The organism is Mesorhizobium sp. RIZ17, from assembly GCF_051127865.1.
Classification (GTDB): Bacteria; Pseudomonadota; Alphaproteobacteria; order Rhizobiales; family Rhizobiaceae; genus Mesorhizobium; species Mesorhizobium humile.
Genome location: NZ_CP147861.1, coordinates 2,088,723 through 2,102,206, shown reverse-complemented (window position 1 = coordinate 2,102,206; position 13,484 = coordinate 2,088,723). Strand labels below are relative to the sequence as shown.

At 65.6% G+C, this 13,484-nt stretch carries 11 protein-coding genes and 1 tRNA gene; 10 read left to right on the top strand and 2 right to left on the bottom strand.

Annotated features, from left to right (window positions below; genetic code table 11):
- Window positions 1-7: 7 nt before the first annotated feature.
- Window positions 8-84, top strand: a tRNA-Arg gene (locus WDX12_RS10410).
- Between the two features lie 20 nt (window positions 85-104).
- On the opposite strand, the gene WDX12_RS10405 is transcribed toward WDX12_RS10410, so the two are convergent.
- Window positions 105-1,577 (bottom strand): PLP-dependent aminotransferase family protein, encoded by a 1,473-nt coding sequence (locus WDX12_RS10405; RefSeq protein ID WP_434724806.1) that lies wholly within the window; start codon window positions 1,575-1,577, stop codon window positions 105-107.
- A gap of 539 nt (window positions 1,578-2,116) precedes the next feature.
- On the opposite strand from WDX12_RS10405, the gene iolE reads away from it, so the two are divergent.
- From iolE to WDX12_RS10370, 7 genes are all read left to right on the top strand, one after another.
- Window positions 2,117-3,028 carry a myo-inosose-2 dehydratase gene (gene iolE, locus WDX12_RS10400; RefSeq protein WP_434724805.1) on the top strand — a complete coding sequence of 304 codons (912 nt, stop codon included), beginning with the start codon at window positions 2,117-2,119 and terminating at the stop codon, window positions 3,026-3,028.
- Between the two features lie 27 nt (window positions 3,029-3,055).
- Entirely contained in the window at window positions 3,056-4,153 is a 1,098-nt protein-coding gene (locus tag WDX12_RS10395; RefSeq protein WP_434724804.1) for an ABC transporter ATP-binding protein, read from the top strand.
- Complete coding sequence (locus WDX12_RS10390; RefSeq protein ID WP_320294034.1) at window positions 4,150-5,463, top strand: extracellular solute-binding protein; 1,314 nt, start codon at window positions 4,150-4,152, stop codon at window positions 5,461-5,463. The genes WDX12_RS10395 and WDX12_RS10390 overlap by 4 nt, the downstream gene beginning before the upstream one ends.
- A complete protein-coding gene (locus WDX12_RS10385; protein WP_320294033.1) occupies window positions 5,463-6,368 on the top strand; it encodes a carbohydrate ABC transporter permease in 906 nt (301 codons plus the stop codon). The genes WDX12_RS10390 and WDX12_RS10385 overlap by 1 nt, the downstream gene beginning before the upstream one ends.
- Window positions 6,365-7,183 carry a carbohydrate ABC transporter permease gene (locus WDX12_RS10380; protein WP_320294032.1) on the top strand — a complete coding sequence of 273 codons (819 nt, stop codon included), beginning with the start codon at window positions 6,365-6,367 and terminating at the stop codon, window positions 7,181-7,183. The genes WDX12_RS10385 and WDX12_RS10380 overlap by 4 nt, the downstream gene beginning before the upstream one ends.
- Window positions 7,184-7,249: 66 nt before the next feature.
- Window positions 7,250-8,242, top strand: coding sequence for an inositol 2-dehydrogenase (gene iolG / locus WDX12_RS10375; RefSeq protein ID WP_434724803.1), 993 nt, complete (start codon window positions 7,250-7,252; stop codon window positions 8,240-8,242).
- Between the two features lie 34 nt (window positions 8,243-8,276).
- Window positions 8,277-9,215, top strand: coding sequence for a sugar phosphate isomerase/epimerase family protein (locus WDX12_RS10370; RefSeq protein ID WP_434724802.1), 939 nt, complete (start codon window positions 8,277-8,279; stop codon window positions 9,213-9,215).
- 66 nt (window positions 9,216-9,281) lie between these two features.
- On the opposite strand, the gene WDX12_RS10365 is transcribed toward WDX12_RS10370, so the two are convergent.
- Window positions 9,282-10,391, bottom strand: coding sequence for a Gfo/Idh/MocA family protein (locus tag WDX12_RS10365; protein WP_434724801.1), 1,110 nt, complete (start codon window positions 10,389-10,391; stop codon window positions 9,282-9,284).
- Between the two features lie 156 nt (window positions 10,392-10,547).
- Here WDX12_RS10365 and WDX12_RS10360 point away from each other — a divergent pair, with 156 nt between their 5' ends.
- Together WDX12_RS10360 and WDX12_RS10355 are read left to right on the top strand one after the other, a co-directional pair.
- Window positions 10,548-11,393 (top strand): MurR/RpiR family transcriptional regulator, encoded by an 846-nt coding sequence (locus WDX12_RS10360; protein WP_224586284.1) that lies wholly within the window; start codon window positions 10,548-10,550, stop codon window positions 11,391-11,393.
- Between the two features lie 155 nt (window positions 11,394-11,548).
- The gene (locus WDX12_RS10355) at window positions 11,549-13,483 is read left to right on the top strand and encodes a bifunctional 5-dehydro-2-deoxygluconokinase/5-dehydro-2-deoxyphosphogluconate aldolase (protein WP_434724800.1); all 1,935 of its coding nucleotides are present in this window, start codon (window positions 11,549-11,551) and stop codon (window positions 13,481-13,483) included.
- Window position 13,484 lies beyond the last annotated feature (1 nt).

The window sequence follows — 13,484 nt, the reverse complement described above, 5'->3', positions numbered from 1 at the left end:
CCTGGAAGCACCCGTAGCTCAGCTGGATAGAGCGCTGCCCTCCGAAGGCAGAGGTCACAAGTTCGAATCTTGTCGGGTGCGCCACTTACTGTGCCGCGAAACTTTCACCCCAGCGTCTCCCCTATCGCCGCCGCCAACCTCTCCACCCCATCCCTCATCTGCGCCGCGTCACACGCCGCATACCCCAGCACCAGCCCCTGCGTCGCCGCCGTGTTCTGGAAATATTTCGACAGCGGCGAGACGTTGATGGCCCTTTTTGCCGCCGCCTGGCTGACCTTGATGTCGTCGATGCCAGCCTTGAGATAGCCCACCACCTGGATGCCGGCTTCGGCGGGGGACAGCGTGATCTCGTCGCGCAGGCGCTCGGTCACGATGTCGCGGAAGAGCTGGCGGCGCTGGGCGTAGATGCGGCGCATGCGCTTCAGATGCCGGCTCATATGGCCTTCGGTGATGAAATCCGCCAGGGCGGCCTGCAAGAGCAGCGGCGCGAACTGGCCGGTGGTGGAGAGCGCGTTGACGATGCGGCCGGCGAGTTCCGGCGGCAGCACCATGAAGCCGATGCGCAGCGCCGGGAACAAGAGCTTGGCGAAGGTGCCGACATAGATGACGCGGCCGGAGCGGTCCATGCTCTGGATCGCCGGCACGGGGCGGCCCTGAAAACGGTACTCGCCGTCGAAATCGTCCTCGATCACCCAGGCATTGGCGGTCTCGGCGATGTCGAGCAGGCGCAGCCGCTCCTCCATGCGCATGGTGATGCCGAGCGGATGCTGGCAGGCCGGCGTCACATAGATGAGACGGGGCAACGGGTCCGGCGGCTCGAGATACCAGCCGCGCTCCTGGTCGACCGGGATGGGCAGGATCCTTGCCCCGGCCACGGTGAAGGCGGCCTTGGCGCCGTAATAGCCGGGCTCCTCCATCCACACCGTGTCGTCGGGGTCGAGCAGCAGGCGTGCCAGAAGATCGAAGGCGGCCTGCGCGCCGGTGGTGATGACGATCTGCTCCGGCCGGCAGCGCACGCCGCGCGCGGAATAGAGATAACCGGCGATCGCGTCCTTCAGCGCCGGGTGGCCGGTGACGTCATAGGTGCCGAACAGCGTCTCGCCGCCATGGCTGGCGCGGCGCGCGACCAGCCGGCCCCAGACGCCGAAGGGAAAGCTTCCCGCATCCGGCATGCCGGGGTGGAAGGCGACGTGCCCCGGCCTGCCGTGATGATAGGGCTGGCTGAGCAGAAGCTGGCCGCGCAGCGACGGTGGGCGCAGCGGCTCAGGCGGCTCCTGCGCCGGCGTCTCGCGCGGGCCTTCGGGCAGGTCGACGATGACCGGGCGGGCGCCCTGGCGGTTGGCGAGATAGCCTTCGGTGACGAGCTGGTCGTAAGCGGCGACGATGGTGTTGCGGCCAAGGCCGAGCTCGGCGGCCAGGGCGCGGGTTGAGGGCAGCTCGGAGCCGGGTGGGAGCGCGCGGCCGCGGATGATGGCGACAAGGCCGTGATAGAGCTGGCGCGACAGGTGCTCGGGGCTGGCGCGGTTCACGGTGAGCATGTCGAGCGGGAAGGGTTGCGGTTTGGGGTGGGGGCGCATGGTTCACACCCGCCCATAGGTGCGCTGGCAATGGCTTGTCGAGACACGCTTGGCTGGCATGGTCGAGTTCCTTCGCCCCCCTCTCTGTCCTGCCGGACATCTCCCCCTCAAGGGGGGAGATCGGATGGCGCGGAGGCCTTCGCAAATCGCCTACGTCGCAAAGGGGGGCGCGACGGCGAAGCTGCCAATCTCCCCCCTTGAGGGGGAGATGCCCGGCAGGGCAGAGAGGGGGCCTCGCGCCACCGCTTGATGATTTCCAGATTTCCCATCCCCCCATCCTGCCATACCCACCTTCCAGCACAAACTGGTTCCTTCATTTTCCGCAAAACTGGCCCTCGCGAGGGAGACAGAGCGGCGTAGACTTCGCTGACTGACGTTGGGGTAAGACGTCGACAAAAGACATGTGAGGCGGAATGCTTGGAGGGCGTCCTGCCGAACGAAGACGGCAGGGTTTTCGCCCTGTCGCCAGCAATCGCAGCCATCTCCTCCCGAGACCAGACACCCCGCAGCCATCCCGGCTGCGGGGCGGAAAGCGAGCAATGACGACAGTTCGACTTGGCATCAACCCGATCACCTGGACCAATGACGACGTGCCGGAACTGGGCGGCGACACGCCGCTCGAGACCTGCCTCGCCGAAACCGCGGAAGCCGGCTATGCCGGCACCGAGCTTGGCGGGAAGTTTCCGCGTGAAGCCCGCCAGCTCAGGCCTATCCTCGACCATTACGGGCTGGCGCTGGTCTCCGGCTGGTATGACGGGCGCATCTGCGAGAAAGAGGTGGACGAGGAATTCGAGGCGATCCGGCCGCATCTGACTTTATTGCGCGACCTCGGCGCCAGGCACGTCGTCTATGCCGATACCTCGCGCGGCCGGCATGGCGCGATCCACGACCCGATCTCGCAGCGGCCGAAGCTGCTGGACGGGGAATGGAAGGCCTATGGCGCCAAGATCACCAGGCTCGCCGAGCGCTTTTCCGATTTCGGCGTCGGCATGGCCTTCCACCATCACATGGGCACGATCGTCGAGACCGACGCGGAGATCGACAGGCTGCTGCATACGACCGGCGAGGCGGTCGGCCTGCTCTACGACACCGGGCACTGCGCCTTTTCGGGCGGCGACCCGGAGCAATTGCTGCGCCGGCATGTCGAGCGTGTCGTGCATGTCCATTGCAAGGACGTGCGCCCGGCGATGCTGAAGAAGGCGCGCGAGGCCGACATGAGCTTCATGGGCGCGGTGATGGAAGGCATCTTCACGGTGCCTGGCGACGGCGCGATCGACTACCCGACGCTGCTCAAGATCCTCGCCGACCAGGGCTATTCCGGCTGGCTGGTCGTGGAGGCCGAGCAGGACCCGGCCAAAGCGCACCCCTTGACCTATGCCACGATGGGGTATCGCAATTTGAAAAGGCTGGCCGAGGGCGCGGGCTTCTACGCGCACGAGCGCAAGGCCTGAAGGCGGAATGGAGGGCCGGGGAGGGCGATGAGTTCGGTCCTGTATCAAAACGTGGTCAAGAATTTCGGCGCGCTTAACGTGCTGCGATCGCTCGACCTCGCCGTGCCGGACCATAAATTCCTCGCCCTGCTCGGTCCATCGGGCTGCGGCAAGACGACGGCGCTGCGCATCCTGGCGGGGCTCGACATGCCGACCGCGGGCAAGGTCTTCATCGGCGAGCGCGACGTCACCCGGCTGCAACCGCGCGACCGCGACATCGCCATGGTGTTCCAGAGCTATGCGCTCTACCCGCAGATGACGGTCGCCGAAAACATCGGCTACCCGCTGTGGATCCGAGGCACGCCGGACGCCGGGCGCAAGGCCAAGATCGGCGAGGTCGCCGCCATCCTCGAAATCGGCCATCTGCTCAACCGCCGGCCGCGGCAGCTCTCCGGCGGCCAGCGCCAGCGCGTGGCGCTGGCCCGCGCCATCGTGCGCGATCCGGCGGCCTTTCTCATGGACGAGCCGCTGTCCAATCTCGACGCGCGGCTGCGGCTCACCATGCGCGGCGAGATCAAGCGGCTCTGCCAGCGTCTCAGCGCCACCACCATCTACGTCACCCATGACCAGGTCGAGGCGCTGACCATGGCCGACCTCGTCGCCGTCATGCATGGCGGCGAGTTGCAGCAGATGGCGCCGCCCATCGACATCTACGACCGCCCGGCCAACCGCTTCGTCGCCACCTTCGTCGGCAATCCACCAATGAACATCCTGCCGGCCGGGCTCTCCGAGCAAGGCGTTATGGTGGCTGGCAAGACCATCCCGCTAGAGGCCGCGCGGCTCGCCGCCTGCCATGCCGCCTCCATCGCTGAAATCGGCCTGCGGCCGGAGGACTGCAGCGTCGCCCCGGCCGACACGCCGGATGCGCTGCCCGGCGAAATCTATGTCGTCGAGCCAATGGGCAACGAGACGCTGGTCAATGTCCGCCTCCAAGGCGGCAACGTCTCGGTCCGGGCCGGCCGCGATTTCAGGGGTGTGGTGGGTGAAAGCATCGGCGTCGCCTTCGACCCGGCGAACGCCTGTTTCTTCAATTCGGCCGGCCTCACCGCCGTCCACAGGGTCAACAACAATGGGAGAGTGACATGATGCATTCCAGCAGACTTACTCGCCGCTCCGTCATCAAGGGCGGGCTTGGCCTGGCTTTGGCGACCACCGCCCTCACCACGCTCGGCCTGCCGATGCCGGCCCGCGCCGCCGGCAAGAAGGTGATCATCGGCGCCTTTGCCGATGGCGGGCTGACGCCGTTCAAGGAAAAAATCATACCGCTGGCGAAGGAGCAGGGTTTCGACATCCAGTTCCTCGAGGACGAATATGGCGTGACGCTGGAGAAGTGGTTCGCCGATGCCCAGAGCGGCGCCGGCCAGTATGACCTCTATCTGCTCGACGACCCATGGGTGCCGCAGTTTGGCGCCGCCAACGTGCTCGAGGATCTCGGCGCCGGCGGCATCGACGGGTCCGACAAGGACTGGATCGGCTCGATGATCGACATGGGCTACTGGCCGCCGCAGCAGGGGCCGCGCGTCAAGGGCTTCGAGAAGGCCAAGCCGACGCTGATCTGCGTACCCTTCGTCGGCGACCTGCAGACGCTCACCTATCGCAACGACGTCTTCACCGGCGGCGCGCCCAAGACCTGGGACGAGGTGATCGCCAAGGGCAAGGAAGGCGTGGCCGCCGGAAAGATCAAATACCCGGTCGTCTTCCGCGGCGTCTCGGGCAACCCGATCGTCACCAGCTGGTACCCGATCTTCCTGTCGTTCGGCGGCTCGTTCTTCGACGACAAGTGGAACCCGATCTTCAATTCGGCCGAAGGCAAGGCTTCAGCCGATTTCTTCGTCGGCACGATGAAGCAGAACGCGCCGAGCGGGGTGGTCGAGTTCGACTCCGACCAGGAGGGCGCTGCGATCCTCGGCGGCGATGCCGGCGCGATCATCCAGTATTCGGGCAATGCGCTGAAAGCCGACGATCCGGCGCAGACCAAGGTCGCCGGCAAGCTCGATTTCGGCGTCGTGCCGAAGCAGCAGAAGGCGATCGCGCAGATGGGCATCTTCATCGCCGGGGTGCCGAAATCGGCGCCCAACAAGGCGAACTCGATCGAGTTCCTGAAGTGGTATGTCAGCGCAGAAACCCAGGCCAAGCTCTCGGAAGCGGGCTCTATTCCCGTCAAGCGCAGCGCCTTCGGCATCGCCAAGCCGGGCAACCGGCTGATCCCGGTTGCGCTCCAGCAGCTCGACGCCGGCGCGCTGCCGCGGCCGCGCACGCCGGACTGGGCGAAGGTCGAGGAATTGCTCGGCATCGAACTCAACAAGGCGCTGCAGGCCGGTTCCGGCGGCGGCGCCGCGCTCGACACGGCGGCCAAGCAGGTCAAGGATTACCTGACCACGGCCGGTTACTACTGATGCAAGGGGCAACGCAGGCGCGCAAATATCGCCTGCAGGGGGCGGGGCTCGACCTCGCCCTCCCCTATCTCATGCTGGCGCCGGGCCTGATGATCGTGCTCGGCGTGCTGGTCTATCCGCTTTGGGATGGGCTGCGCGCCAGCACCAGGGCCTACCGCTATGGCTCGCCGGTCGCCGATGTCGGCTTGCAGAACTATCTGCATCTGTGGAGCGATGCGCAGTTTCTCAACGCGCTCTGGGTCACGGTGAAGTTCGTGGCGCTGTCGGTGTCTTTCGAGGCGGTGCTCGGCTTCGCGCTGGCGCTGTTTTGCCTGAACGAATTTCGCGGCATCCGGCTGCTCAGGACCGTGCTGATCATTCCCATGGTGGTCACGCCCGTCGTCGTCGCCATCGTCTTTCGACTGATCTACGCCAGCGACGCCGGCATGCTGACCGCGCTGTCTAAGGCCATGGGCGGCGGCGAGGTGCAGATCCTCGGCAATCCGCTCAATGCCTTCATCGGCCTGGTCGCGCTCGACGTCTGGGAATGGACGCCGCTGATGTTCCTGATCCTGCTTGCCGGGCTGCAATCGCTGCCGCACGAGCCGTTCGAGGCGGCGCGCGTCGATGGCGCCGGTGCCTGGCGCGTCTTTGCCGACCTCACCTTTCCGATGATGCGGCCGGTGCTGGCGGTGGCGATCGTGCTCAGGACCATCGACGCCTTCGGCACCTTCGACCAGGTTTTCGTGCTGACCCGCGGCGGGCCGGGCGAAGCGACGAGGTTGATCTCGATCTACGGCTACGACACCGCATTCAAGTTCCAGCAGACCGGATACGCGGCGGCGCTGTTCGTGACGATCGGCCTCGTCGTGCTCGCGCTGGCCTTCAGCGCCATCAGGCTCCTGCGCAGGATCGACGCGTCATGAGCAACCGTCTGGCCCGCATCCTCACCACCGTCTTCGTGCTGGCCGTCGTGCTGTTGCCGATCTACTGGCTGGTCTCGACCTCGCTCAAATCGAACCGCGAGATCACCCAGGAAGGCACGCTCTACCCGCATGTGCCGACGCTCGACAACTACGTGCGGCTGTTCACCGAAAAGCAGTTCGGCTCCTACCTGACGAACTCGCTGGTGGTGACCTTCTTCTCGGTCGCCATCGCGCTCATCGTCGGCGCGATGGGCGCCTATGCGATCGCCAGGTTCCGCCTGCCCTTCGCCGCGGAGCGCAAGGTCGGCCTGTTCCTGCTCACGCTGCGCATCATCCCGCCGGTCGTCATCCTGATCCCTGTCTATCTCTTGATGCTCAGCCTCGGCCTGCTCGACAGCTGGCTCGGCCTGATCGCCACCTACACCGCCTTCAACGTCACCTTCTGCGTCTGGATGATGGAGAGCTTCTTCCGCGAGATCCCCGTCGATCTCGAGGAAGCCGCGATGGTCGACGGCGATTCGCGCTTCGGCGCCTTCCGCCGCATCACGCTGCCTTTGGCGGCACCCGGGCTCGCGGCCACCGCCATCTTCGCCGTGCTGGTCACCTTCAACGAGTTCCTCTTCGCGCTGGCGCTGACGGCGACGCCGCGCGCCATGACCATGCCGCGCGGCACCGCGACGCTGATCGGCCGCATCGATACCGACTGGGCGTCGATGTCGGCGGCCGGCGTCATCGGCGCGCTGCCGATCGTCTTCTTCGCGCTCCTGGTGCAGCGGCATCTGGTGCGCGGGCTGACCATGGGCGCGGTGAAATGAACACCGCGCGGGCAACACTGAACCGGCCGTGCCGCGATGGCGCGGCCCGATAGGAAAGTCGAACGCATGATGGATGTCTGTCTGTTCGGGGTGGGGCTGATCGGCCGCGTGCACGCGGGCAATCTGGCGCGCCATCCAAAGGTGCGGCTGCGCTACATCGTCGATCCCAATCGCGAGGCGGCGGAAAAGGTCGCCGCCGTTACCGGCGCCGAGATCGCGGACACCGAGACAGTGATGAACGATCCGTCGGTGAGAATGGTGTTCATCGCCTCGGCGACGCGCACCCATGCCGAGCTCGCCATGGCCGCGGCGGCGAAAGGCAAGGCGATCTTCTGCGAAAAGCCGATCGATCTCGACCTCAAGCGCACGGACGAGTGCCTGGCCGCTGTCGCGAAAGCCGGCGTGCCGTTCCAGATCGGCTTCAACCGCCGCTTCGATCCGAGCTTCCGGGCGCTGAAGGAGCGCCTCGACGGCGGCGAGATCGGCGCGGTCGAGCAGGTCATCATCACCAGCCGCGACCCCGAGCCCGAGACCGAGGAAGCGCTGGCAGGAGGCGGCGGCGTCTTTCGCGAGATGACCATCCACGACTTCGATATGGCGCGGAACATGCTCGGCGAGGAGCCGGTGGAACTGTTCGCGACCGGCTCCTCGCTGGTGGCGCCGCAATACAGGAAGCTCGGCGACTACGACACCGCGATGTTCATCCTGCGAACGGCGTCGGGCCGGCAATGCCACATCAACAACAGCGTCAGGGCCGCCTATGGCTACGACCAGCGCATCGAGGTGCATGGCGCCGACGGCATGCTGCAGGCCGGCAACCGGCTGCCGACCTCGGTGGAAATGCATGGCGGCAAGGGCATATCGCGCGACAGGCCCTATTACTTCTTCGTCGAACGCTATGCGGAATCCTACGCCGCCGAGATCGATCACTTCATCACCTGCGTCGAAACGAGCAGGACGCCGGCGGTCACCGCCAGCGACGGCCGCAAGGCAATGATCCTTTGCGAGGCGGCCCTGGCGTCGGCCCGGTCCGGCAGGTTCGAGCCGGTAAAACTGTGAGCGGATGGTCTGAAGGCAAGCGGGAGTCCTCAAAATGAAGATCGGCATGATCACCGACAGCCTGGGCAACCTGTCCTTCGACGAGATGCTGCGCGCCTCGGCCGAGCTCGGGCTGGAGACGCTGGAGTTCGCCTGCGGCAACTGGTCGTCCGCGCCGCATATCGACCTCGCGGCAATGCTGGACAGCGCTGCGACCCGCGCCGAATTCGTCGCCAAGGTCCGCGACCACGGGCTCACGATCGCGGCGCTCAACTGCTCGGGCAACCCGCTGCATCCTGGGCCGCAGGGCAAGAAGCACCGCCAGGTGACCGAGGATACGATCCGGCTGGCGAGCCTGATGGGCATCGACCGGGTGGTGATGATGTCCGGGCTGCCCGGCGGCCCCGGCGACGCCAACCCCAACTGGATCATCACCGACTGGCCGCCCGAATGCGCCGACATCCAGCGCTACCAGTGGGACGATTGCATCATCCCCTACTGGCTGGATCTGGTGAGATTTTCGAACAATCTCGGCATCGGCAAACTCTGCCTGGAGCTACACGGCCATCAGGCGGTCTACAATGTCCAGACGCTGTTCCGGCTGCGCGATGCCGTCGGCGAGACCGTGGGCGCGAACTACGATCCGAGCCATCCGATGTGGATGGGCGCCGATCCCATCGCCGCGGTGCGCAAGCTTGGCTCCGCGATCTACTATGTCCACGCCAAGGATACGCGCGTCGAGCCGGTGCCGGCCGGCATCGACGGCGTGCTCGATGCGCGTCCGCCGAATCACTATGCCGAACGGGCGTGGAACTACATCACGCTGGGCTACGGCCATGGCGAGACCTGGTGGCGGCAGTTCTGCACCGCGCTGAAGCAGGCCGGCTACGACGACGTGCTGTCGATCGAGCATGAGGACATGATGCTGTCGCCGATGGAAGGCATGCGCAAATCCGTGGCGCTGCTGCGCAACGTCGCCATCAACCTGGCCTGAATGCTCGGGTCCAATCTTGCATTGGTTGGCCACCGGCGCCGGTTGCGGCGGCAACGCCTGGCTCTATCACCTCACATCGACCCAGCGCTGCTTCTGGAACGAGCGCGCCATGGCATGCACGGTGCGCTCGATCTCCAGCCCCTCGTCGAAGTCGATGATGCGGGCCGGCTTGCCGGCGATGCGCATCAGGAGCTCGCGGCATTCGATCATCTTGAGGTCGTTGAAGCCGAGGCCATGGCCGGGTGCCGGCAGGAACGAATCATAGGGCTTGTGATGCGGCGCGACCAGGATGGTGCGGTAGCCCTGCTCGGTCGGCCGGTCGGCGGTGAGGTAGAGCTGGAACTCGTTCATCCGCTCCTGGTCGTAGAGGATCGAGCCCTTCGAGCCGAATATCTGGATGGCGATGCGGCCCTTGCGGCCCCAGGCCGAGCGGTTGACCAGCAGCGTGCCGGCAACGCCGTTCTCGAGATGCATCAAGACGCTGGCGATATCGTAGGTCTCGACCGCGCGGCGGGCGCCGGAAGCGGTCTTGCGATCGGCATAGGGTTTGACCATGTCGCACATGACGCGGCTGACACGGCCGAACAGCGCCTTGATCAGCGACAGCGGATGGACGGCGAAATCGTCGAGCGCGCCATAGCCGGACGAAGCCTCGTGCTTCCAGAAGAACAGCGCTTCCGGATCGGCCATGAAATCCTCGTCCATCTCGATGCGCACGAGGTTGACGTCGCCGATGACCTTCTCCTCGAGCAGCGCGCCGATGTGGCGAATTGCGGGGTTCTGGATGTAGTTGTAGCCGAGCACGGCGACCTTGCCGGATCTCTTCGCCGCGGCCGCCATGGTCTCGGCCTCGGCGAAACTCGGCGCCATCGGCTTCTCGCACCACAGATGCTTGCCGGCTTCCAGGATGGCGATCGCCATCTCGGGATGGAACTGGTTGGGCGTGGTCAGCGAGACGACGTCGACCTCCGGGTCGTTGACCACGGCGCGCCAGTCGCCGGAGCCTTTGGCGAAGCCGAACTCGCCGGCCTTGCGCCGGGCAAGCTCGTCATTGACCTCGCCCAGATGCACCAGTCGCGGCTTCTCGACATCGGGAAAGACCGTGCCCACCGCGTTCCAGGCGATGGCGTGGCACTTGCCCATGAAGCCCGTGCCGATGAGGCCCACTGCGACCATGTCGATTGTCTCCAGAATAGAGGAGTCTATATGGATGAATTAGTCCATTTCACCTGAGAATGGAACATCCAAATCATTTTTTATGGTGTTCTTGCGTGAACTCGCTATGATGAGGCAGGAGAGGGATAGATCTTTATGGGCGTAGGCGGAGCGACGATGGACGAACGGGTGCCTCGCGATTTCGAAACACTGCGCGCGACGATCCTGGACAGGCGCGCGAGCCTGCCCAAGCGCATCGCGCAGATCGCCGCCTATGCGCTCGACAACCCCGACGACATCGCGTTCGGCACGGCGGCAAGCATAGCCGCCTCGGCCGGCGTTCAGCCCTCGACGCTGATCCGTTTTGCCCAGCAGCTCGGCTTCGACGGCTTCACCAGCCTGCAGCAGGTTTTCCGCGAGCGCCTGCGCGAGCGCAATTCCTCCTATGACGAGCGGCTGGCGGCGCTGCGCGCCAAGGCCGAGGACGGCGGCGGCCATCGGGCGATCTTCGACGGCTTCGTCGCCGCTGCCAGCACCTCGCTGGGCGACATTTCGCGCTCGCTCAACGATGCGCATTTCGAAGAGGCGGTGGCGCTTCTGGCGAAAGCCGAGACCATCTATGTGCTGGCCAAGCGCCGCTCCTATCCGGTCGCCTCCTACATCGCCTATGCGCTGGGCAAGCTCAAGATCCGCAACCAGCTGGTGGAATCGGCCGCCGGGCTGAATGCCGAGATGATCGGCTTCGCCACGCCGCGCGACGCCGTCATCGCCATCAGCTTCTCGCCCTATGCGCCCGCGACCATCGAAGAGACGCGCTCGATCGCGGAGCAGGGCGTGCCGATCGTGGCGATCACCGACTCGTCCTTCTCGCCGCTGGCGCAGTTCGCCAAGGTCTGGTTCGAGGTCGCCGAGGCCGATTTCGGCGGCTTCCGTTCGATTTCGGCGACGATGGCTTTGGCCATGGCGCTAACCGTCGCCGTCGGCGAGAAGCGCCGCGAAGCCGGGCGCCGGCGCAAGGGCTGAGCCCTCGCCGGGAAGCGCTTTTCGGCACGGGAACGCTCATTCCATATTGACTACGGATTGGAATTAATATTTCATATTGACGGCACCACGCCGCCCTTGGCGCGTGCTGTCCAAAACGACGCTGCTCTGCACAACAAGGCTGATGGGAGGTTCGAATGGGCGAAGCCGTGGAAGGGAAATACCCGCCGCTCGACGTCATCACCATCGGCCGCGCATCGGTCGATCTCTATGGCCAGCAGATCGGCTCGCGGCTGGAGGACATCGCCTCTTTCGCCAAGTCGGTCGGCGGCTGCCCGGCCAATATTTCCGTCGGCACGGCGAGGCTCGGCCTGCGCTCGGCGCTGCTGACGCGCGTCGGCGACGAGCAGATGGGCCGCTTCATCCGCGAACAGCTTCGGCGCGAGGGCGTCTCGGTCGACGGGCTGAAGACCGACAAGGAACGGCTGACGGCGCTGGTGCTGCTCTCGGTCGAGAGCGAAGGCGTCTCGCCGATGATCTTTTACCGCTCGGACTGCGCCGACATGGCGCTCGCCGAAGAGGATATCGACGAGGCCTTCATCGCCTCGGCCCGCTCGGTGGTCGTCACCGGCACGCATTTCTCGCGTCCCAATTCCGATGCCGCGCAGCGCAAGGCGATCCGCCTGATGAAAGCCAAGGGCGGCAAGGTGGTGTTCGACATCGACTACCGCCCGAACCTCTGGGGCCTTGCAGGCCATGCCGAGGGTTTCGAGCGTTACGTCAAGTCGGACCGGGTATCGGCGCAGCTGAAGACGGTGCTGCCCGATTGCGATCTCATCGTCGGCACCGAGGAAGAGATCATGATCGCGTCGGGCGCCGACGATTGCCTGAGCGCGCTGAAGACGATCCGCGCGCTGTCCTCGGCCACCATCGTTCTCAAGCGCGGCGCCAAGGGCTGCATCGTCTATGACGGGCCGATCAGCGACGACCTCGAGGACGGCATCGTCGGCAAGGGTTTTCCGATCGAGATCTACAATGTGCTGGGCGCCGGCGACGCCTTCATGTCCGGCTTCCTGCGCGGTTGGCTGGGCGGCGAGAGTTTTGCCACCGCCGCCACCTGGGCCAATGCCTGCGGCGCCTTTGCCGTCTCGCGCCTGCTCTGCGCGCCGGAATATCCGACCTTCGAGGAGCTGCAGTTCTTCCTCAAGCACGGCAGCAAGCATCTGGCGTTGCGCAAGGACGAGGCGATCAACCACATCCATTGGGCGACGACGCGGCGGCGGGACATACCCTCGCTGATGGCTTTGGCCTGCGACCATCGCGTCCAGCTGGAAGACGTCGCGGCGAAAGTCGGCGCCGACGTTGCACGCATTCCCGATTTCAAGGTGCTGACGGTCAAGGCTGCGGCCAAGGTCGCCGCTGGCCGCGACGGCTACGGCATGCTGATCGACGAGAAATATGGCCGCGACGCTATGTTCGAATTCGCCCGCCACCCCTTTGCCTGGCTCGGCCGTCCGGTCGAATTGCCCGGATCGCGGCCGCTGCGCTTCGAGTTCTCGCAGGATATCGGCTCGCAGCTTACCGAATGGCCGGTCGACCACTGCATCAAATGCCTGTGCTTCTATCACCCGGACGACCCGGAAGCGCTTAAAGTCGAGCAGCAGCAGAAGCTGCGCGCGCTGTTCGAGGCGGCGCGGAAGGTCGGCCGGGAGCTGCTGGTCGAGATCATCGCCGGCAAGCATGGCAAGCTGGACGACACCACCATTCCGCGCGCGCTGGAGGAGCTCTATGCGCTGGGCATCAAGCCCGACTGGTGGAAGCTGGAGCCGCAGGCTTCGGCAGGCGCCTGGGCAAAGATCGAACAGGTGATCGTCAAGAACGATCCATGGTGCCGCGGCGTCGTGCTGCTCGGGCTGGAGGCGCCGCAGGACGAGCTGGTCGCGGCCTTTGCCGCGACGAGCAATGCGCCGATCGTCAAGGGATTTGCGGTCGGTCGCACCATCTTCATCAACGCCGCCGAACAATGGCTGGCCGGCAAGATGTCGGATGACGAGGCGGTGGCCGACATGGCCGCGCGCTTCGAGCAGCTGACCGAGGCCTGGCTTGCCGCGCGCGGCCGTAAAGCAGCATAAG